Raw genomic sequence first — 23377 nt, 5'->3', positions numbered from 1 at the left:
AAACTACAGCTTAAAGAGATAGATTACAGTAATGGTAACAGAGACAGCTTTGAGGAGAGTTTGAGCGGGCTCACGCATACTCAGAAAGACGCGCATTTGAGGCAGTATGACGCGCTCTGGGCAGTGCTCGATAATCTCAGGAATCCCTTTACGCCTACCTGGGAAGACCTTTCGGGCCTGGCTGCTGCCGGTATGGCAGGCGGCGAGGCGTTGGTGCAGATCAGGCTTAAGAAGAAATCAATACCTCTGTTGGGCCTCAGCGACGAAGAAAAAGAGGCGGCATTAGAAGGGTTGGAGGCGGAGGAGAGAAGGATACTTAACGCCTCCAGGCGCGGCCTGGGCAGCCGCTACGGATTCTGGCAGAAGATACATGAGGTATTCGGCAGCGAGGAAAGGCACAGCTTCCCAATGGGTCATTATGACGACAGGGTTGAATTATCCGGCATCGTCCGCAACGGAGACATAGTATCTCTCCAGCCGTTCCTCTCAATACCCGGAGCAGAGGGTTTCCGCGTGGGCATGCAGATAATGGTGACAGAGGACGGCTTCCAGTTCCTGGACGGCAGGGCCATATCAAGGGCCACCGCTGTTATCGCTGAACAGCCGCTCAAGGTTGACGGTAAGGATATTACGGCCAGGGGCTTTGAGAAAGGGACGCAGTTGTTGATCCCCGCCCTGTTCAAGGAATTAGGCATAAGCGGCGCTCAGTTGCCCGCGGGGGTTGAGTTCCTGGCAGAGGGCGCCGAACAGATAATAGAGTTAGACGCGGGTATATTGAGGATCAATCCTTTATTGTGGCAGAATATGCGCAGGTTTGGGAAATTGGGCATCGCGGCGACGGTTAAAGGCCTTCCCGCGGCAGCCAGGACAGGCATAGCCGCAATAGATGAAATGATGGATAAGATCGCGGCTAATAAGGGCGTGGTGAGCGTTGAAATGGCGCGGGAGGCGCTGAACGCCGTTAATGACGCTAAGCAGAATAAGGATAAATTGACCGAGCCGCAGATAGAGAAAAAGGCCAGGCAGCAGGCAGCGGCGATAAACGGCTGGTTGTGCCTTGACGATGATAAGGCAACAATACTTGCAGAGATAAAACTGGACGACGGCAAGGTGTTAAGGCCCGCTGCCGGAGGATATCTTCCTTACGGTTTTGAGAGAAAGACAGGCGTTGATTCCATAGACCTTGTAGATAATGAGGGTGATCCCTGGATTGTAAGCGAAACAGGCAAAGACGGCCATACTGTATTTATGCCTTTAAAGATAACCCGCAAGCAGGGAGAGAATATCAGCAGCGACGATGAGCATCCGCTTATCCTGCAGGGCGAGATCAATATATTGAAGGGCAAGGACGGCAGCATAAAATCAGTGACAAAAGAGGTAATGGCCGCTGATAAAGAAGACAATGAATTTAAGGTAACCCTGGATAATAACGGCGAGATGGATATCCAACCGTGGAATATCAGGCCGGTGCAAATAATACCTGTCGGCACCCCGATAGACGATTATAAGGGGCAGCCCCTGGTACTCAGAGAAGAGCTGAAAATAGGGGCGATAGTTAACGGCGCGCTTCAACCGCCGGAGGCCCTTGCCAGCACCGCTGATTTAAAGCATTTCTTCAGGATAGCGCTTCAGCAGGACGGCAGCATCGCCCTTACGCCCGTAGGCCCTGTTTCCAGCTCAACGGCAGAAGCAAAAGTTGAGAAGGCCAGGGTGTTGGCAGAAAGAGGGGACATAATTGGCGCGATAGATTTATATGATAAGGCGATAAGTCAATTTAAAGACATTCATGCCGAAGATGATCTTGCCATCGCGGAAAGTGAGTTGAGTAACCTGAAGAAACAAAAAGATATTACCGCGATAACCAGGATCGACGCGTTAGAGAAGGTCGTGGAATCATTATACGGGCATATTAATATGTATTTACCGGATGGCGCTGCCTGCATGACCCGCAACACTGTATTCGGCCAGTTATTAAAGATATTTGACCCGGCATGGGAAGTAGAGTTGGTAAATAATGACGCGCATTGGTACCTGTATGTAACTCCGGGAACAGGCCATGAGACGTTGGTCGTTGATGTATATCCTAAGGGGGCATCAGTATACAGCGGAGAATTCCGTGTTTTGAGAACAAATGAAGCCGCGGAAATAGTCGGCCATATGGGTGTGAATTGGTACAAGGGAGGAGAAATCGTAGGTGAATTTAAGATTCCGGAAGGTAATGCCCTGGTTGCGCTTGAAGGTGATCATCCGTATCGGTATACAGTTGAGGGGAATACAGATATACTGGTCCGTTCTCAGTACATGCTTAAGTCATTTTTCTCTGCGGGCAGGGATAAAGCCAGAAAGAATAGCCAACAGGCGCCCAAGGATGGACCAACAGGCACGCCTGCCAGCTCGCAGCAACCGTTGGGTATGCCTCAGGCGCCCACAGGCGGCAATAATATAGGTAACAGTCCTTCTAATACAGCCGGTTCGGCCGCAAGTCAGACAATCTTACAGAGCCCGATAATACTTCCCATGCCAGCCACGGTGGGTATGGGTATTCCGCTTGACCAGATGTTCGCCATGTTGAGCGGAAGCTCAAGCGCTACCGGAGCAGGCGGGATAAGCGGGGCGGCTGGCTTTGCCCAAAGCCAGGTCGTCGAGCCAGAAGCGGGCAAACATATTGATCGTAGAGGTGCAGGAAGTGCAGTAGCAGACAGCAAGAACGCGAATGAATCAGGCCTGCCTGCGGAAAATACAGGCAGAGGCCAAGGCGCCCAGAGTGTAAGTTCAGGTTCCGGTAACGGAAACAGTGGTTCCAGCAGTGCGACCACCGGAAAGGCCTATATAGCGCCGATCCTGCCGCCGGTTGAACAGTTACAAAGGGCGGCTGACGCTGTTCTTGTTGCGAGTTCCGCGGTAATAGAGCGCTACGAAACCAGTCCACCTGTCGCTGTTGAGCAGAATACAGAGCAAACAGCAGGTGGAATTCGTGTATACGCAGGTTCGCTGTTCAAAACAGTCCCTCATAACGAAGTTCCGGAATTTGACCCCATATTAATCAGAAAAGACGGGAAATCCACTACGTTTGACGGAGAAGCTATTATAAGCAGAGCAGATGTAGATGAGCTTATACTTCATCAGCGTTCAGTTATAAGGATCATACCGGCAGAGGTAGAGGTTGGCAGGGCAGTCCGCTTGTGGGCTCTTCATAAAGAGTGCAACAAGAGGAGGAATACCCAGAATACCGAAGTCGCGATGATCACGGCTGTATATGGGGGCGCGACACATACCAGATTCATTGAAGGCGGAAGAAACGCGATCCCTGTTTATTATATAATGCAGTGGTTGGCCGAATTGTATGAGAAACAAGGCGTGCAGTTCGTAGACCTCCTGGAAATGGCGCATACCCACCCTAGCCTTAAAGGCACAACGCATTTGGGCTACGGTCCTCTTAATTCCGAAGATATTTACAGGGCAACTGATTTCGTGTATAAGCGCTTTCCGTACATCAATGCTGTTCGCATAACTATGGTCACGCAGGCATGGTGCAGAAATTACCTGGGCGCGCAGGATGACGCCTACTTTACCAGGCCGCATGTCATTGAAGAGGTCTCTCCGGTAATGGTAAATCTGACCGCGGCGCAAGAAGAAGGATTGACCGATGAGCAGAGGATAGAAAAGGCCAGGAATGCCTTTGAATTATTAGAAAGAACAAGTTCGCCGCCAGGGATCACCCTACCCGTGGCTGGGCTCGTGATTACAGCGGCAAATATAATAGCGGGCGTTGCTTTGGTGGCCCGATACCTCCGGGGCCTGACCCCCACCGAGCGCGCCCGCTATTTAATTGAAGGAGGTGCATTAAAATGTGCAGGATCAACTTCGCAGAGTTCCAGTTTGACCACCTCGTCATCTTCAGCAAGGACAGGACAGTATTCGGAGCGGGAAAGGAACCCAGCGGAAAGACCCGCATCTTCCTTGTGTTTGACGATGGCGCGGGCCGCGTCTACGCCCGTAACGGCACAGCAGAATCCTGGGAAGAGGTCGGAGGCACAGACGCAGACACCATCCGCGGCAAGGTCCAGCTCAGCCGCAACAACCATATCCCTGTCTACCGCATCGACGGCAACCACACAGACCACGCCTGATCAGGTAAACTCCGTATCAGGCGTGGCTGTGCCGGAAAAGCCAAGTTCTTCGGCGGTAGTGGTTGGTGTGGCAGTCGGCATAGTCATGGGAGCAGCCGCGACTTACTTGGCGCTTAATAACAAGATAAAACGCTTGGAAAGGCTGGTATCCACAGACGCCTTGACAGGCCTGAATAATAGGAGGGCGTATGACTCCGAGCTGGATAAGCAGCTCAAACGCGCCGTTCACCGTGGCGTAGGTTATTTTGTTGGACTCATAATGATCGATATAGACCATTTCAAGAGATTTAATGATACACACGGCCATAAGGCAGGGGATGAAGTCCTGAAGGCGGTGGCCGCGGCTATTCAGAATGCCGTACGTCCCAATGATTTCGTAGCGCGTTACGGCGGCGAAGAGATGGCGGTAATACTGCCCGAAACTGATGCCAAAGGCGCGGAAATAGTTGCCGAGAGAATAAGGGCGGCGGTTGAGAACCTCAAGATAGAATATAAAGGCGAGGCCCTTAACGTTACTATAAGCCTGGGAGTTGCCGCTGTTCCGGAACATGGCAATGACCGGGCAACATTAGAGTATAAGGCAGACAAAGAGGCATTGTATGCTTCAAAGGAAAACGGCAGGAACCGGGTGACCGTGGCGTCTTCCGCAGTGGATATAATACGCAATAAAATAATGAAGCTGGAGGGTATCCTTCGCGATAGAGGCCATAACGTGCCGGAAGGCGACGAGATCGCGCTGTCTTATGCCCTTAAGAAGGAAATGAAGATTCAGGAGGGAGAACTGGCAGGAAGGCATTTCAGTATTTTAACCACCACATATCCCATTAGATACGCGGTCCGCAGGGCAATGCCTTCTTTAGAGCAATTATTAGATAATAGCCCGGTGGAAATAGTTACTTTAGAGAACGGCAGGCCTCTTAACAGCGGCATTACCGGCCCCGCGATAGAATCATATGTAAACTTTATACGTTGGGTGTTATTTAAGATGAAATTCCACGGGGAGAATGAGCGGATAGATTTTGAGACATTCGGCGTTGACCACAGTATAGGCGCGGAGTCGTTCAAAAAAGGCGCGTTGCTGGGCCTGCCGGCTTATCTTAAGGCCGTCATCAGGAATAAGCTGCAGGCCTTAGGCAAGAATGACCAGGGGCCGGCGCTCTTAGAAACAGAGCGCGCGCTGACGCTGATCTCAGAGTGGTTTATGGACCACGCAGAGGGGGCGGATTTCGGGGTTGGCCTGCTTGCCTTGTATGTCGGCTTACGCGAAAAGGACAGGGAGGAATACACACAGGCCTATAAGGAGAGACAGGGAGAATCATCTTCCTCATCTGTTACTAATTGGCTTCTCACGCGTCTTGGTATGGCATCACAGAAGGATATGCGCGAACAGATAAATAGCATCCTGGAGGGCATTCAGATCCCGGTGATATTCTCTATTGACTTAGATAATACTTTGGTAGACAGCAATGACAGCCCCAAGGTAGCAGATCTGAAAGAGTTAATTATAAGCTTAAGGAACGGCAGGCACTTTGTCGGCCTTAATACGGACAGGACCGCGGTAGTCAATATCCGGGAAGAGAATACGACAGACGAGTTGCTGCAGGCATTCAGGCAAAGCCAGGGATTCAGCGGTTTGGCCCATTCATTAGGGCAGCTTGATGTTACCGTTGATGATTTTGACTTCGTCGTTATGGGTGTGATGTTCGCGGGAGACAACGGGGTGGAGTGTTTCAGGTATGTAAGGGTAAGGAACAGGTGGAGGGAAGGCAATCCCATATCAGAAGCGTTGATCAGGATAGACCAGAAGGAGAAATATACCATTACTAAATTGGCCTCGCTCGCCTTTGTAAATGACGCGCTTTATGAGTCACATCAGATGCAGCATTATTTTAACGATGCCATACTGGTAACCATAGGAGACAATCCGCATTTAGACCATTCGTGCGTAACGCTGCATCCGTTATTAGCATCGCACGCGGCGCAAATAGAAGCGATGTTCCCCGGATTTGATCACATAGGCGCGCGCGAGCTTTTCGCGTCCGGCAAGGCAGGTATAGTGGTACCCAGGGCCGCCGTAAACAACGGAGGCAGATTGGAATTTTCCTTCCTGACTCCCTCCGGGAAGCTGGATATGCCGGAAGAGGTCATTGTTGAGGACCTGGACGGCATGGATGTGTTTTCTCAGACAGTTGATCTGGCAACCGCGATATTAAATGTACTGCGGCAGATCCATATAGATATACAAAACGGCACCAAAGATCAGCCCAGGGTTAACATAAGCATTGCCCCGCCGTTAGCGGAAAATAATCCAAAGGCAAGCTCTTCAGGGAACGGCAACGGCGGAGGATTATTCGGGTTCCTTACCGCTAAGAGGACGCTTAATAAACAGGAATTGGTCGCGAGGATCACATCTAAGGTGCTTGTCAGCTTGATCAAGGACTGGTGTGAATTAAGCGGCCTTGAAGGTGAGGCGCAAAAACAGGCGATACATGCCAAGTCAAAGGAATTAAAGACCACAAATCTCTATAATATTATTGAAAAGGTATTTTATATAGACAAAGTGGTAAATGTTTATATAGAGGGATTGAGGCGGGAGAAGAAAGACAGGGCGGATTCCGAATTTCATATTCTTCCTGAATTTTTGAATGGTATGTTAGACGTTGAAATTGCGGTGCAGAAGAGCCCTCGGATTTCAAAGACGGTCAGGGAATTGGTAAATACCGCGATACTGTCATCCGGTTTAAGCCCGGCTTACATAGATAACCTGGTAAAGCAGTATCTCTGGGAGAATGCGTGGCTAAGGGAAAAGAAGGATCTGTTATATAAAAACAGGGATAAGGACAAATTTTACAGCTGGGTTGAGGAGCGTCTTATAAGGTCAACAAAGCGGGTCAAGAGCGGCGATAGAGAGATCACAATAGGCACAGAGTACGCGCGTCTCCGCAATCAATATATGGAGGCATATAAAGAGAAGAAACAGATTCCTCAAGAGATAAGGGAGGGCCGTCTTCCCGAGGAGTTGAAGGCCTCAGCCGTCTGGCTTCTGCTGCGAGGCGGCAGCATTTATGTGATGCCCAATGACTTAACGCTTGCCGTGCAGGCATTTTCCGAATTTTTAGATATGTTTATTATGAACGGTTGGGTCAAAGCAAACCTTAAAGCAGAGGATACGCAGAAGATCAGTAAGCCGGGCAAGGCCTTGTTGAAGTGCGCCGTCAAAGCGTCCTGGGATATGATACGTAATACGGCGTCTCCTCAGAACAAAGCCGTAAAGAGCTTCTATGTTGTTGTGTGCTATGCTGCTCAGGATATATTGCATTCCGCCATAATCAAGGGCCCTGATTTTTATAAAGGCGCTCCCGGGAATATCTCGTCAGAGGATAAGGAAAGATTCCTCAGGATATTGTGCGGCAGCGCAATCTATCCGACTATCCCCGCCGATGTATTCAAAGATCTGGGTATTGTAAATGCTGAGCGCCGGGAGCAGGCCTCCAGCTCCGCTTCTGAGCGCATTCCCGGCAGCGCTACTGCCGGCGGTTCAATGGCTATGAGCGTTGTAGCCCTGATTCCGGTGGCGGCAATGGCATTTTACGCCTTTGCCAATCCTCTGACAATCGTGGGTATCGCGGCATTTCTGTTATCCATTCCTTTCGTTTATACTTCTGTAATGTTCTTGTCGCAGGCAGCGCGCGTCACGCAGCAGCGCGTGGAGCACGGCGGGATCAGGGGCCCTGACAGGGGATACCTTTCTCAGGCGCGCAAATTCCTCAAAGAGTCATTTGGTTTGATCACAAGCATCTCCGTCCTTTCTTACGGCCTGCAGTTGTTCGCCGGCTCCACAAAAGCAGCGCTTCCGGCAGCAATACTTCATTCAAACATTCCCGTTCTCGCCTATATCGCCGGTGTATTTCCTTACGTGTTCCCCTCCATAGTGTTATTGTTAGGTATCGGCAAGTTGGCGCAGGACATCCGCCGCCTTTCCCGCGGCAAGCCCGCCAAACTGTTATTCTCCGGCTGCCTGATCATTGCCTTGATGAACGCCACCAAAGATGACTGGCAGAGATTCTTAAAATCAAAAGAATATAATAGGCCGCTTAAGAAGGATTTCTTAAGTTTCGCGTACGATGTGCTTAACCGCCGCGCTTACATAAAGGCCCTGGCGGCGATCGGCGCTGTCGTAGGCGGGACTTATTTAGGCGCTCCGGGCATCCTCTATGGCGCCATATTCGGCGTTATCTCGCCGTATCTGGCATCGGTGCTCTGGAACTTCTTCTTTGACTATATCTGGACCAATATTCAGTTTGCCGAATTCGTGGAGGACAAATACCTGGCTGTAGGCGCTGTGTCCAACACAGACCTGGCAGGCCGGGCCGTGTATGCCCTGAAGAACATCAGGACAACCGCTAAAGCGGCATTTCCTATTGCTTCCGGAATTGTCAGGTTTATTATCGGCAGGGCTGTGCTTGCCCTGGCCGGCGATTATGTTGCCGGGCCCCTGGCGGCATTGTTCGGCTGGAATATCGCCAATCCGCCTTCAATAGTCGGCGGCAATATGCTGATGAAGCGCTTGCTGACAGGGCTGCATTTGCAGTATACGCTGGAAGAGATGTTCCGGCTGGCGATTATAGTCATCTCCCTTAACCTGAAGAAAATACCGCAGCTGCGTAACAGTTACCTTAAGATATATGAAGAAAGAGGCGGGTCAATACCGGCCGGCGCCGTCAGGAAGGGTGTGTTGTTTGCCGGATTTGACATAGCCGCGGCCTTGACCGTTGTTGCCGCGCCCGCGTTAATAATCCTCACCGCGGCATTCTATGGGGACAAGGGCATCAGGAAGTTATTCGACCTGTCCGCCATAGAGACAAAGGATCGTAACGGATATTATATGGCTCTGGTGCGGGCGGGCAAGGATTTCTACATCGGCCTGTGGCATATGTGGTTGATCTCGGCTGAGATCGGATTGATCATTGACGCCGGCCAGGCAATGGGCAACCATCCTCTGTTCAAGGACTACGGCGGTAAGCAGGCAATGGCGTTGGCAAACGGCCTGGAAGGCGCGGGACAGTTCAGCGAGGACGGAGAACTCATTGTTCCTCCGGGCGCCATCGGCCTGGGGCACGTTCTTCTACCGCAGACCATAGCCGGAGCGTCTATACCGCAGTTCATCCATTATACCCTGGGCGGGAAAGAGGACCTGAGCGAGAGGCAAAAGGCGGAGCAGGAGAGGCAGCAGGGCGAATATTGGTATTCAGAGTTAGAGAAGCAGGCGCGCGGCCGCCAGGAAGAGGCCATATCAGAGCTTCCTACTTACAAGGAGCGCTCAGCGGCGCGCGAGGTTGCCAACGGCCTGTGGAAATATTGGAATGATCCGCAGGGCAGCGAAGACAGCGCGTACAGAAGGTTAGTCCAGAAGTGGAGTGCTATTGAGGCAGAGTCAGGCAGGATAAAGGCAGAGAGGGAAGTTGCCGCGGAAAAGGCAGCATTGGAGGCGAATGAATACAGGACCGCGGAAGAGGACATCAGGCTGCTTGAGATAAACAGGGACGCCCTTATTAAGGCAGCGAACAAAGACGACGAGCAGGTTGAGGCGCTGGATGAAGAGATGGCGCAGTTGAAACAGGGCATCAACAAAGAGAAGATAGAGGCCTTAAATAAAGAGAAAGAGGCGTTAGAGGTAAAAGAGAACAGGGCCGCCGGAGAGAATCTGCGGCTGCTTGAAATCAGGAAAGAGATCGCCGGCCTTGAAGAGGAAATTGAGGATAGACAAAAAGTTGACGCCAGGTCAGCGCAGGACAGGGCAGGCCTGATAAAGGCGATCGATGAGGAGATAAAGGGCATTAAGGCAGGACTTAAGAAGGCAGAACTTGAGGCCATTACGCTTGATGATCTGGCCATTGATTTCAGTAAATACGGCGCTTCCTCATCCGACAGCGATAGTATATTGATGAGCTTACTTAAGGAAGCGGGTTATCCCGTAGATAAATCCCCCGTGCTGGCGCTTAATATCTTCTACAGGATACACGGCCGCGATAAGCTGACCGAGAACCTTGACGAAGATGACTGGAAGAACCTGCGGGAGGAGTTGACCGCCGTTTATGAAGGCAGGGCCAATACATTGATGGATGAGAGGAAGGGGCTGTTTGCCGAGCAGGCCTTGCTGCATAGGGCCGGCATCGAATTTAAGGACTTAAGAGAGAGGGTGATCCAAGCCCGCCTTGAGATCAATTCACTTAAATTAGAATACGATTCCCAGAAAAACGATGCCGGCATAAAAGCGGCCGAGGATAAGCTGAAGAAACTTAACGACCTGCTTGTGCTGGAACAAGAGAAGGCCGGGCTGGAAGAGTTGAAATGGCAGGGCGATGACTCAGATATATTCAAGGTGGACGGCAATAAGAAAGACCAGAGGGTGATCGGCATACGGGAGATCGTGGGTAAATGGTTAGAGAACAAGAGGGTTTCTTCTTCAGAAAAGGAATACGGCTTGGACGGCATCAGGTTATACGGCGAATATCTGAATGAGGAGACAAACGCCATTTACACCGAGCTCTTGTCTTCTCAGGTCAAGGCGCTGCAGAAGGGCCTGGGCCTTGAGCAGACCGGTGAGTGGAGCAGGCAGACGCACCAGGCGGTATTAAAGCGCATATCAACCGGCATTAACGCCAGAATAGAGGAGTTGAATGATGCCCTGGCGCCGCGGACAAAACAGATTTCGGGTGGGACATGGAGGATACCGCTTCATTTGATCGTATTCAGCGCCATAGCGAGAGACAGGAGAGTAGAAAATAATATTTACACATGGCCGGTTGCAGGAGACATTGTAAGTGAATTCGGCGATTATAGAGTAAGCAGCAGGAACAACCATAAACATCAAGGCATTGATATAGAGGCCGAAAAAGGCACGGACGTGCATCCTGCGTTAGAAGGAGAGGTCGTCTTTGCCGGCTCAAAGACGGACTATGGCAAGACAGTGATAATTAAACACAAGGACAAAAACTATACGCTTTACGCTCATTTAGATTCAATTAAGGTGAAGAAAGGACAGCAGGTTACACAGACAGACGTCTTAGGGGCAGTGGGCAGAACAGGCAATGCCTATAATGTACCTCAGACCCATTTACATTTTGAGATCAGAAAAGGCGGCATCAACGGCAGAGAAGTTGATCCAGAGGATTATTTAGTTAAGGCATCCAAAGAGGCGGTTTCTAAACAAAAGGTCCAGCCCCTGCAGGTTGAAGCATCGAAGATTGATGAGATGAAGGCGAACGTAGAAGATGCCAAGAAAGAACTGCAGGCAAGAGGCGATCTGGCAGCCAGGGCTATAGGGCCGGATGATTTGTGGCAGCCGTCAGACAATTACAAGGACATTCAGGCGCGCCTGGGCAAAGACGGTATAGAGAAGGCCGTTGAAAACAAGGTAAAAGAATTAAAGGCCCTGCTCCCTGCCCCATCCGTGCTTGAAAAGGCCAAGAAGGCGCTTGATGACAAGAAGAACGATAAGGGTATAGGCGCCCAGGAGAGGCAGGAATTAAGCTTGATCACGCAGAGAAGGGACGGCATTATCGCCAAATATAAAGAGATACTTGACCTGTTTGTCGCCGCGCAGCTGTCAGAAGATCTTAACGCTGCCCGGAAAGAGGCGTTTGTGGGCAGGGTATATACGGACATAAACGCTATTGTTGAGAATGCGGCTGACCTGACAGCGATGGATTTCGGTATGGTTGAGAAGAATTTCAGGGCACGCTATCGCGAGGTAATGGATGACTGGAAGTCGCTCAAGGAGTGGCTGGATGTCTCATTCAAGAACGCCCAGTCACACGCGGGTGCCGCAACCATATGGAAAGAGACCGGAGAGGTATATGAGGAGAGCATAAAGGCGATCGAGGCCGGTATCATCAAGCTGGAAAAGACAGGGCTGTGGGTGTCCCATCCGGGTTTTGCGCTTGAGGCAAACAGGGCGTTTACCTTTGACCAGGCAGTGCTGGTGATGTGGCTGCTCAATAAAGACAGGAAGGATGAGGCAAAGGCAGTGCTTTCCTTCTATCTTAAGTTCTACGAGAATAATTACGTAAAGACAGACAGGAAACAGTATTTCAGAGGTATACCGGAGGCTTTCAACGCCCAGACAGGCAGGATAGAGATATACAGGACCAGGACAGGCGTGGATTCGGCGCTGGCGCTGAGCATGCTCGCCTATACCATTGCTACCGGCGATAACGCGTTCCTTGGCTTGGCGCAGGAGATCACCAACGCCGTTATGAGCCGGCCGCTGCGCCTGAGCGATCTAAAGGATATGTTTACGGCAGAGGAATTGGGCGGCGTAGATATGTCGCGGGAACCGGTGCTCTTGCAGCAGGGCTATGACCTGCGTATGGATAAGGCGGGCAATTTCATAGAGCCGCGCCTGATAGGCGGTGTCTCGACTGAGGAGAACGGCCGCGCCATCGCCTTGTTAAAGGCCTACGAGGCATACGAGGATAAGACAGGGGTCAGCTTTGGGATAAAGGCCCGGCAGGTGATCGCGGCAATGGGATTGTTCGCGGATAAAAAGGAGAAGAGGTTCTTCGGCGGCATTACGCGTAACGAGATAGACAAGACATTCTATTCCGATGCCCAGGCAATACCGGCGCTGGCAATGACCAGAGAAGAATTGAAAGGTATCGGCTTGACCTATGAGGAGCTCGCGCAGGCATTGGAGACAGAGGCAAGCGTGGGCACGAAATACAAGACCAGGGCAGAGGGGGTCAAAGAGGCAGATGTCACGCTGATCGCGTTTGCCGGACGTCAGGAGAGAAAGCGGCTGTTTGATTCATATAACAAGTCGCGCAAAGAGCTGATGGATTTCAAGGAACGGCAGATCAAGGGTCTCAAGGAGCAGCAGAAGGACAAGAAGAAGACAAAAGAAGAGCTGGATGAGATCGCCTGGAAGATAGGCGCGCTTACGGATGAGATCAAGGAATTGGAGCAGGAGCTTAAAGAGAAAGACGCGCTTAACCTGGGCAGCCCCGAACGTACGATCGAGGCGATGATGTTCTATAAGAAGGCAGGCAGGGACGACCTTGTTGATAAATACCGCAAGAGCCTGGACGCGATGGCCTTCGAAGACACGCTTCCTTTTGCCACGCAGACAGACAGGCGCGTGCCTGCCTGGGGCGATGTTTATACGCCTGAGGATTCGTCGGTCTTCCTCGCCTCCACAGTGATGAACCTCCTTGAGAAGTCCGGAGACAACCCTCTGACCATTGCCAATGACGAAGGCAGGCAGGCGCCCGAAGACCCCAGAGAACTCAGGATCAAATTCGCCATTGACGAAAGCAAGGCGCGCGCCCTGGCATATCTTGAGCAGCGCATCAGTGAGACGCGCGACAATATCAAGAGATACCTTGAGAATTACAAGAGATACCTGGCCGGCGAGGAGATCACCTTTGACCCGGTGAGCTTTATGGTGACCCTGGATACGCAGGCAGCAGGCGCCCTGGCGCAGTTGAGGGTGGCAAAGAGCGTATTCCTGGGATTCGGCCTGGGCGGCCAGGGCTATGATTTCATAAACGTGATAAATATCTTATACGGCTTATTCGCCAAAGGTATGTTCAACCCGCTTTCCGGCATATCGCTCATCTCAAGCATTACCCATATAATGAATATGCCGGTAATGGGAAAGCTGCGCCACTACGGCGGCGTGATGGTCCCCCATAAGTTAAATGTCAAGCCGTCCGGATTTAAGATCTTTGAAGCAGGGACGTCCGCTGTCCTGTATAACCCGCGCATAGACATAAAGTGGTTTAAGGAAGTAGATGACCTGGAGAGCGATAAGTTATTCATTTTCGAAGGGCCTGATCCCAACCAGTGGATCAAGCATATATTTGAGGGCATGCCGCGGGAAAAGGCCGGCCCTTATGCCGCCTATCCATTCTCTTCAGAGTGGCAGAGACAGTCATTGATAGACGCGAGGTTGAATTACGATCCGACTTACCGCTATCATCTGGTGCGGGAGATAGATCAGAGAACAGGGCAAGAGAGCGTCATCGGCAGATTAGTCAGGGAGGACTTAAATGTTCCGCTTAAGAATGAAAACGGCGAATATAATGAAAAGCGCTTTACCACCACCGCTCCTTTAAGGATATTCTTCCCCAATACAAAGGAATCCATAGAAAAGTACGGCTTTGAGACAGAGACCACATCAGGCGAGGCCTGGCTGCCTTTGGGTGACTATATAATACCCGGCATAATAGATTATGAGCGGCTCAATGATTTCCTTACCGCGATGCTTAATTTCGGGGGCGAGATCAACGGCAACGATACCTTAACCTACAAGGATGACAAGGACAACGAGCTCAAGGTCCTTCCGGGGGAGATCACCGCATATAGCGGCGTCGGGGACATGCGCGTAGCGGCCAAAGGCAGCGTCCTGCGCTATGACAACGGCTTCTATAAGATCGAGTCGGACGGAAACTTTGCCGAGGCATATGACGCCGACATCAATCCTTACAGCGGGAGTGTGGTCATACCTTCCCTTTATATGGCGCGCATTGACTGGGCGATGCGGAACGGCCTGGGCGGTAAGGCCGTCAAACCTGAGGACTACGATGCGCTTATGGTCAAAGGCGCCCGCCTGAAGGGCGGCCAGACAATGCAGGTGCCGCTGGCAAAAGTCATTACCTTCAAACAATTCCCTGAACTGCCCGGCATCTACCTGATCAACGACGCCAAAGAGTTGATGGAGCTCCATATGGAGATAATCAGGGAGGCGATGGTAGTTGAGTTTGATAACGGCCTGAAGATAACGCTCAAGCCCGGCACGGTGATCACCAGGGACATGCGCTTTATCGCCGACGGGCTCATTGACGGCAAGCCCGCTGTGCTGCCGGCCATCGTTGAATACGCCTATGACGAAGGGACCGAGACACATAATTGGGTGCTGATGGATAAGGACGGCAACAAGACCTATCTGGATAACCCGCCGTCGGTACCGATCGTCAAGGAGATCATTGAGGATAAGTTCAAGAACGGCAACGACCCCGCTTCCCGCAAGAAGGCCATTGCCTCGTTTGAGGAGTTGAACAAAAAGGCGGCAGAATACACCAGGATCAAGAACGAATACGGCAAATATATCAGGATGCAGAAGGAGTTCTTCAGCAAGTATGTGCCTATGTATCACGCGGCAAGGATACAGGGGGTTATGGGCGGCATCAGGGTCATAAAGGATGCCAAGCGCGTTTGGGATGATATGCGCTACAAAATCTTCTTCCAGTATGTGCGCGAGAACTACAGGGTCTGGCTGGAAGGCGACACTGAAACCAATCCGCTGGCGATCGGCGCTATTGGCTGGCTTCAGATGCAGTTGCGTATCGCGCTTGGCCTTGAGATCGCCTCCTGGGAAGAAGACCCGGTGGTGCTGGCGGCAGGCGGCAGCGGCCTTTTACAGGCCTGGAACCGGCTGGTTGAGGACCTGGCAGAGAAGAGGGAAGCGCTTCAAACCGAACTGGAACGCAGGCAGCGGTTGGGCATAGCCGACCCGGGTATAACAGAGACCGGATATCAGGCAGACGTGCTGGAGATGCAATCCGTCGTAGACGCGCTAAGCCAGCTGGAAAGCAATATAAGCAGTGTTACCAATATAATTGACAATTTCCAGACGGTGCTGGAAGACATAGGCAAGACCGGCGGTAATGGGTATGTAGACGCGATAGACAGGATGACCGAAGAGCTTAAGAACGATCTTAATGAAAATTACCTGGGGCAGACCCATTTGTCTCCTACTATTATACAGGATGTGGTGGAGTCGTTGAGCAGGGTCCAGGTGATCCTGCATAGGCTCCAGTGGGTCAACGAACTGCCTAAGCCGGCTGAGTTTGATACTCCGGATATGGATACACTTATGGGCCTGGTTGAGGCCTGGCGCAAGGCGATGATAAGCTTGAATGAGAATGAACGCTCAGACCTGCTGCCGGCGATGACTTACTGGAATACGCAGTATGACTCCATTACCATGGGCCGCGTGGAGATGGGCCTTGAGTTGGGCCTGTTGAATGCCCCGGCCAGCACTCCTTATTCTATTGCCTACTATGAAAGTAAGCTTGCCACAATACGTGCGCAACTGGCCGGCTCGCCCAATGACGCCCAGCTGCGCAATGCCGAGCAGATGTTTATAGAGGCCCTATACGGCAACGACGGCATAATTACCCCCGGTGATTATGAAGATATCAATCCCGCGAATATAGGCGCTATTGAATACAGCGGCATATTAGAGGACATGCTCAGGGCAGGCGGCGCAACAGGGCAGGCCCTGGCGCGCATTGAGCAGAAGATCAACGAAACCCGCGAGAGAATAAACATATTGATAGGAAGGACGCCTGATCAGTTGGCTTATATTGAATGGATGACCAATAATATCCGCCAGGCGGACCTGGATTATCAGCGGCTTGGTTTTGTTGAGGCAAAAGACGCCTTTATGGCTACGCTCTCAGAAGCCGTCAGAGGCAACATCGCGGAAGATAATATACGCCAGCTCCTGCTTAACAGGATCAATGAGATGATGGCGTTGCAGAGGCAGATAGAGGCAGACCCGGCAGCCAGGGACTATAATTTTGTGTTCCTTGAGAAAGAGGACTTGATAGCGATGATGGAGGGCAAGTCCCCTGACAGCGAATTATCCGCGTCGCTATCAGAAGGGTTGATGAGCAATGATTTTCTCGTTACCAGGGCGCTGCGGCTCTTTGGCGGGTCCACGCTGCATCTGTACTCGGGCGGAATGCAGCTTTCAGCCGGCGCGCCTATGACAGGAGTTGTGGCGCTGGTGCTGGATAAGGACTTCGGAAAATTCGCCAAGCTTAGAATGACCGCCGGCTTGGCACAGGACTATCAGGCGCGCCTCACCAGCAACACGTCTACCGAAGGGGCATACGAACATTGGAAGCGCTGGCGCGTGATCCTTTGCCCGGCGGCCACCATACGCCTGCAGAAGGACCGGCTTACCATAGGCGTGATCGGTTATTACGACGCCACCTTGGACGGCGAAGGCAAGATAGAAGCGGGCAACGTCCACATCAGGGAGGATTTCGCGGAGGACGGCTTCTTCAAGAGCGTGTTCGCCTATGCCGAGGCAGGCGCGCTTAAGACCAGCGAGCATGAACGCGCGAAGGTAATGATATTCAATCCCGATAGGCCCGGCGAGGAATTCTCCGTGCCTATAGACATGTTCGTGAACGAGGCATACAGCTATGGCGAGTTCGGCATAGGCATTGAGGATAAAGAGCATGATATTCCCCACTGGAAGATACAGACATTCTTCAGGCGCGAATATGAGCGCAACATGTTCAACCAGAAGGGCGAGTTTAACTATATAGGCGTGAAGGGCGAGGCGAATATCAGCAGGAACTTCTACGCCGCGTTAGAGTATCTCTGGGGCCAGCAGAACTCCAAGCTGGGCGCCAAGGCGAGGTTGAATCTTACCGATGAAGGCCACGCCATAGGTGTGGCCTACTTCAGCAATCAGCGCTTTGGCTTGAGGGGGACCACATTCAGTTTTGATATGCCGCTGGGAGATAACGATAAATATAAGGTGCAGTGGAGATACACGATGACGCAGCGCAACAATCATCGGCTCAACAGCTGGGGTATGTCTGTGCAGATGTTTGAAGGCGGCAGGCGCGGCCCCAGCGTCACCAGGCATGACGGCAGGGTTGCCGGCGTGCCGTATGAGGGCGACGCCTTGAGGAAATTCGCTTCCTTCGGCTATGCCCAGCCCACAGGCCCGCCGGTGATCAGAGGCGGAGTTACCTTTAACGAAGGCAAGAGCGCGTATCGCCAGGTCGCGTATGTTGAAAACTCCGCCACCGGCAATATAGACAAAGTTATCGTCGCCCCCAGCGATAAGACCGTGAAAGAGACAGCGTTGATCATGGCAGAAGAGAAGAGCGCAGGCGCTGCTTTAGGCCAGAGGGCCCAGGACAATAAGCCCGCCGAAGGCCGGAAAGCAGAATCACCCACCGCGGTAGACGCAGACGCCCCCACAGCAGTGCTCAAGTTTATGACTGATGCGCAACTTAAGAAGCTGGGCATCAGTTCCGAAGAAAAGACATTCCAATATGTGCAGGGTACGGATAATAAACTGCGCAAAGAAGAGCTAAAACGCAAGGCATTTACTCATATTGACCCGCAAGGCAAGAAGCACCTGCTTAATTATTACGTAAAGCAGGACGATAGCGGTAACAGGGTAGAGGTATATGTTGAGGGCGCGGACAGAAGGGTATTCAGATTGGAGAGGGACGCGGACGGCCGCCTGGTTGAGGATAACCTCGGCATAGGCGCGGCAAAACTCGCGGATGAGGCGGCAGGCATTCAGCCCAAACCCGCAGAAACAGTCAGCAAGGCCAAACCCGCACCGGTAAGCAGCCAGGCAGAGCCGGCAGAGGCTAAAGGCTACGGCTCCATATACGAAGAGAATAAGGGCCGTATCAATATTACAAAGAAGCAGTTTGAAGAGATAGTTAAGAGCCACCTCTACGGCGAGCCGTTCAAAGACCCGTTGACCGGAGAAAGGGAATACAAATTCTTCGTCAGGGATTACGACATAACCCTGCCTGACGGCAAGGCCTACCATATCAAGGAAGCGCCTTACGACTCTGAACCGAGCCTCCAGGCCAGGGATGAGCTTACCAACCGCAAGAACAACGAGTATATCGCCTTAAATCCAGTAACCGGCTGCAATGAGTATATTCCCGTTACGGAGCTTAAGAACCACAAAAAAGAACTTGGCCTTGAGGTTGTCCAGGATAAGAACGACGGCACGCTCAAGGTTTATCAGACCGTACTTCCTTCTGCGGATAAACTTCGCGGCGAATATGAATACGCGGAATATAAAGGCAAGAAGTGCCTGGCCATTTCAGTACCCAGGACCATGTTAGAGAGGGAGAGGGAGCTGCTTAAGGACAAGGACACGGTCTTCATTGTCTATACCGAAGATGAGCTGTTCCAGATAACCGTGGACGAATTAGCCAGGATAGACGAGGGCATAATGACGGTCGGCGGCAGGGATTATATCCTCAAGCCCAGCTATGATGAGAAACGCAAACTGGTGCTGAGGATAAAGGGCTTGGTCGGCCTGGATGGCTCTCACGCGCCGGCATTCCCCGCGCAGACAGGCGAGGACATCCTTGATTCTTCGTTCTCAGCCATAATGCCCGAGGACTTCTCTCTCACAATGTCAACGCCCGAGGAGGCGATAAGCACCGAAAGTAAGGTGTGCGTGATCACAGACCACGGTAAATTCAGAAGGTCGCTTAAGAAATATGGCATAATAAATATCCTTTCCACCGACAAGAAAGGCGGGGATAAGTCGGTCTGGGTAACGAAACTGCCTGGAGATATGGAGAACTTTGATGAGTCGGTAGGACTTGTTTATGTCCAGAAGCGCGCATGGCCGGGCATGTTCTGGGATGTGCCGCAGTATGTTGACATCAAGCATCCCCGTTTTGCCGGAGAAAAAGACCCGAAGAGAAACCCGAATGATGTTGCCTATATACCCGTGGACGTGCCCAACCTGCATGAAGAACAGGATGACCAGATACTTGACGGACAGCTCTTCGTAGCCAAAGATACCCTTAAGTATTCCGACGACAAGATAGAGGTTACCACCGACAATTACAGATTCTATACAATACCGGGAGACCCTGCTGATTTCAATCCGCGCAAGGCGCCGGACGGCACTGAGGTTATGCGGGTCCTTGCCTGGGGCTGGCCCGAGAATGAAGACAGGCGTATTCCTATTACGCTGGAGCTGTATTTTTATCATGGCAACCGGCCGATAGTCCTGCCTAACGGCCATATCCATCATATGGTGGAAAAACAATGGCCGGATCCCGCGAGCAGCTCTGATAAAGCGAGCGAGAAGTGGGGTTATGAAAAATTGGACGGCAAGGGCACAAAGGTCTATACCAACAGTACGACATACGACGATACTGTCAAGCCTTTGAACGTTGTGGGTATGGAGTCGGAATTTACTCCTATTCAGATAGACCCCGAGACACTCAGGAAGGCGGCCGAGGCAGCCAGGAGCGGGGCCTTTGCCACGGCTGCCGGTTCAGGAGATTATCAGGTGTTTTATAGCGAAGGCCTGACTCCCAGGAACATCACCTTTGATTATTTAATAAAGAACAGGAAAAACTATTTAAGCGGCATCTCGCAGATACGCCACAACATTCCCAACCAGCCCTATAATCTGGTGATGCTTGACCCGTTTGACCCGGAAAAGGATGAGTATATAAAGAACCTTTCGCTCGCGGACGCGGAATCACGCAAGGGCGAGTTCCTGAAAGACATACCTTCCCGCTTTACCGATATCTACAAAGCGAGCGACCCCGAAAATAAGGTATTGCCCAGATTTGCCGATATCTATAAGTTGGGGTATAAGGATGTCCAAGGGAAGGTCGAGTCAGACCTTAAAAAACCCATAGGCTGTCAGGTCAAACTCACAGCGGATAAGCCGCTTCAGTACATTGACATATTCGGCAACACCGTCAGTTTCAACGACTATTTGAGGATGAAGGCAGACGGCAGTTTTGAACGTATGTTCGGCATCGGAGTGGGCGTTAAGCGCGCGGACGAACAGGAAGTTATCTCCGGTGAGCGCGCGGAGGTTGTTACCTACTATCCTGAAAACCCCAACGCGCCTTTCGCGGGCGGGCTTATGGTCATTCTAATGCCGAATTCTAAACATCAGGCATATATATTCCATTATGGAGAAGACCTGCTTCCGATTGAGAAGGTGGATGAGCCCTATGATATTGCCTCGCCGGTGGCGATACTTAATTTAGAGGATATCCCAGGCAGCCCAAGGCAGCTTTCCTACCTTACTTACGAACAGGTGCGCCAGATAATCCGCGGCAATCGGGCATATAAAGAGAATGTCCGTTTCTTTGAAGAGCTTGTCAGGGGGCCGGAGCGCCAGCTCCTGGAAGCGGCAAACGCCGAACTTTTAAAGATCATCCAGGCCAGGAAATCGCTGCCCGCATTCAAGGACGGAGTCAGATTTGACCCGGCAAAAGGGCTCATAAAAGAGGGAGTGGAGATTAAATGGCTGCGGGGATTGAACCTTTCCTTCGTCGCTCCCGGACTGGACGGCCGCGCGATACTGCTTAATACGCATAATATGGTCAAGATCTACGGGCCGGATGTTATGCGTCAGCTTGTGTCGCTGGCTATAAATTCTACTTTGACTTATTACCCGCCTGAGAAAGATATGCTTGATTCTCTGGCTATGCATAAGCTTCCCGGCATACACATATTGCCCTGGTATGACGGCCGCTTCCATCCCGGGTCGGAGGTGTTGAGCAGGGGATCCAGAGAGTTTATCAGCGAATTCAAGAATCATCCCGAGATCCTGATCTGGCAGTTCTTCAACGAATTTAACCAGAATCCCGGCCAGTTCCCGGGAGCCAGTTTAGATTACGGCCTGCGCCAGGCGGCAAAGGAAATGGCTTGGACATTGGTGGAGGATCCCGATCATCCGGTTGCCACATCATTCAGTAAGCTGCCTAACGAGTCAAAAGAGATGATCAGGAAGGGAGGGACGCTTGAGCAGTATCTGATAGAAGAACTGGATAACCTGGCAAAAGAGGACCCCAACAAGCAGGCAGCCGTAAATGAGGTAAAGGCAGACCTGAAGAATCGCGTATTCCTTGCCTTCAACAGCTACGAAGCGGATCTGAGCGTATTCTTCAAGAGTTTGGAGGCAAGCGAGTCGGATTGGCCGTATTACTTTGCTGAACTCGGCGTCCTGGACCCGAAGATCGTGGCCAACCCCGTAGAGTTGGCGGTAATAACGATCAAGCAGTATAAGCAGGTTGTGGAGCGTATGGAAGCCGAGCGCAAAGCCGGTAACATAAAATTAGTCGGCGTTTTCTTCTTCCAGGCCTTCCAGGAATGGTATAAGACGCCGGGTGACCCCGCGACACAGGAGCAGGATCTGACCAGGCCTAACAGCCAGGAAGATCATTTCGGCTTCTTCACGTTTAAAAATGCCAATGGCGCCACAGGCGAATTTGAGTGGGGCGGGGTAACCGAGCTTTTGATTGCCAAGGCAATGCGCCCGATCTGGGATGGGACTAAGGACATTGCCACATTAAGCACGGACGCGGAGATCCGCGTCTATGTTGACGCGCAGGCCAGCGCCCCCGCGCCTGATCTGTCCAAGATATATCCTGATGTTGACCTGCGCAGCTTCATCCCGCAGTTAGAAATGATACAGGAAATGACAGAGCAGGGCTACCGCTATATCGCTTTGGTTGACAGGGGCGAGAAGACCACCAAGGCGGCCTTCCCCGATCTGCCCGAGGGCCTGACCTTGAAGCGGCGTTATGAAGTTAAGAGCCAGGTGCCTTTTGATCTGGGCGAGCAGATCGGCTGGGCGATAGAGATAGGCGACTTCGTATTAAAGATCGATAATAAATGCAAGATAACTCAAGACATAGCGTTCCTGATGGTCCAGCAGTATGACATGCAGAAGGAACTTGAGCGCGAAGCAGGTTTTGTCAACAATAAGGAGTTGATCAAGATCAAATACGGCCGCCGGCTCTTTGAGGTGTCGAAGTTAGCGTTAGGCACAAAAGAATCCTGGTCTATGCTGGCTGAACAGACATCGGAAACAGAATTTACCGCCACGCAGATGGTGATGAAGGCAGAGGACATAAAATATGAAGACCTGCCTAACAGCTGGCCCGAGCGCATAAACAAATTGATCGCCTATCTTGCCGGCCTCAATATGTTCAGGGCTATCCCCGATGTTGGCGCGCTTGCCTGGGTAAAACTTACTATAGTTGACCCCGAATGCGGAGAGCTCATTCATACTTATCAGGCATTCAGCAAGAAAGACCTGCCGACAATAATCATTTCCCAGAGAGGGCTCATAGATATAGAGGCCGGCTACGGCGACAAGGACCTGAGCTTGCGTTTTGACCTGGATGATCCGGTTTTGCAGGGGGCTACGGGCGAGCCGTTTATGGTCGCGTTATCCTGGTATATCAACGATACGGAAAACCTGGTCGTTGATTTCTATAAATGGTTCGCCTTTACAGAAGTGAGGGACAAGGTCAATAAATACATAGTAGGTAAGAGGCATTTAAGGCGCGAAGGTGATGATTATAAGGTGTTCCTGGGATGGCGGGCTGCGCTAGGTCAGTTAGAAACAATAAGCAAATGGCCGGTTGACAGGGATGAGGTATTCGCATACGAAAACGGCCCGGAGGACG

1 protein-coding gene (running past both ends of the window) is annotated in these 23377 nt (G+C 51.6%); it reads left to right on the top strand.

Nucleotides 1-23377 carry part of the coding region annotated (rfbB, locus tag PHR44_08080; protein ID MDD4910614.1) for a dTDP-glucose 4,6-dehydratase on the top strand (this coding region is incomplete at its 3' end). The annotated region is longer than the window, extending 22572 nt past the left edge and 14566 nt past the right edge, so 23377 of the 60515 annotated nt are shown.

Source organism: Candidatus Omnitrophota bacterium (genome assembly GCA_028707125.1).
Taxonomy (GTDB): Bacteria; Omnitrophota; Gorgyraeia; order Gygaellales; family JAQTUX01; genus JAQTUX01.
This window is presented reverse-complemented; position numbering and strand designations above follow the sequence as displayed.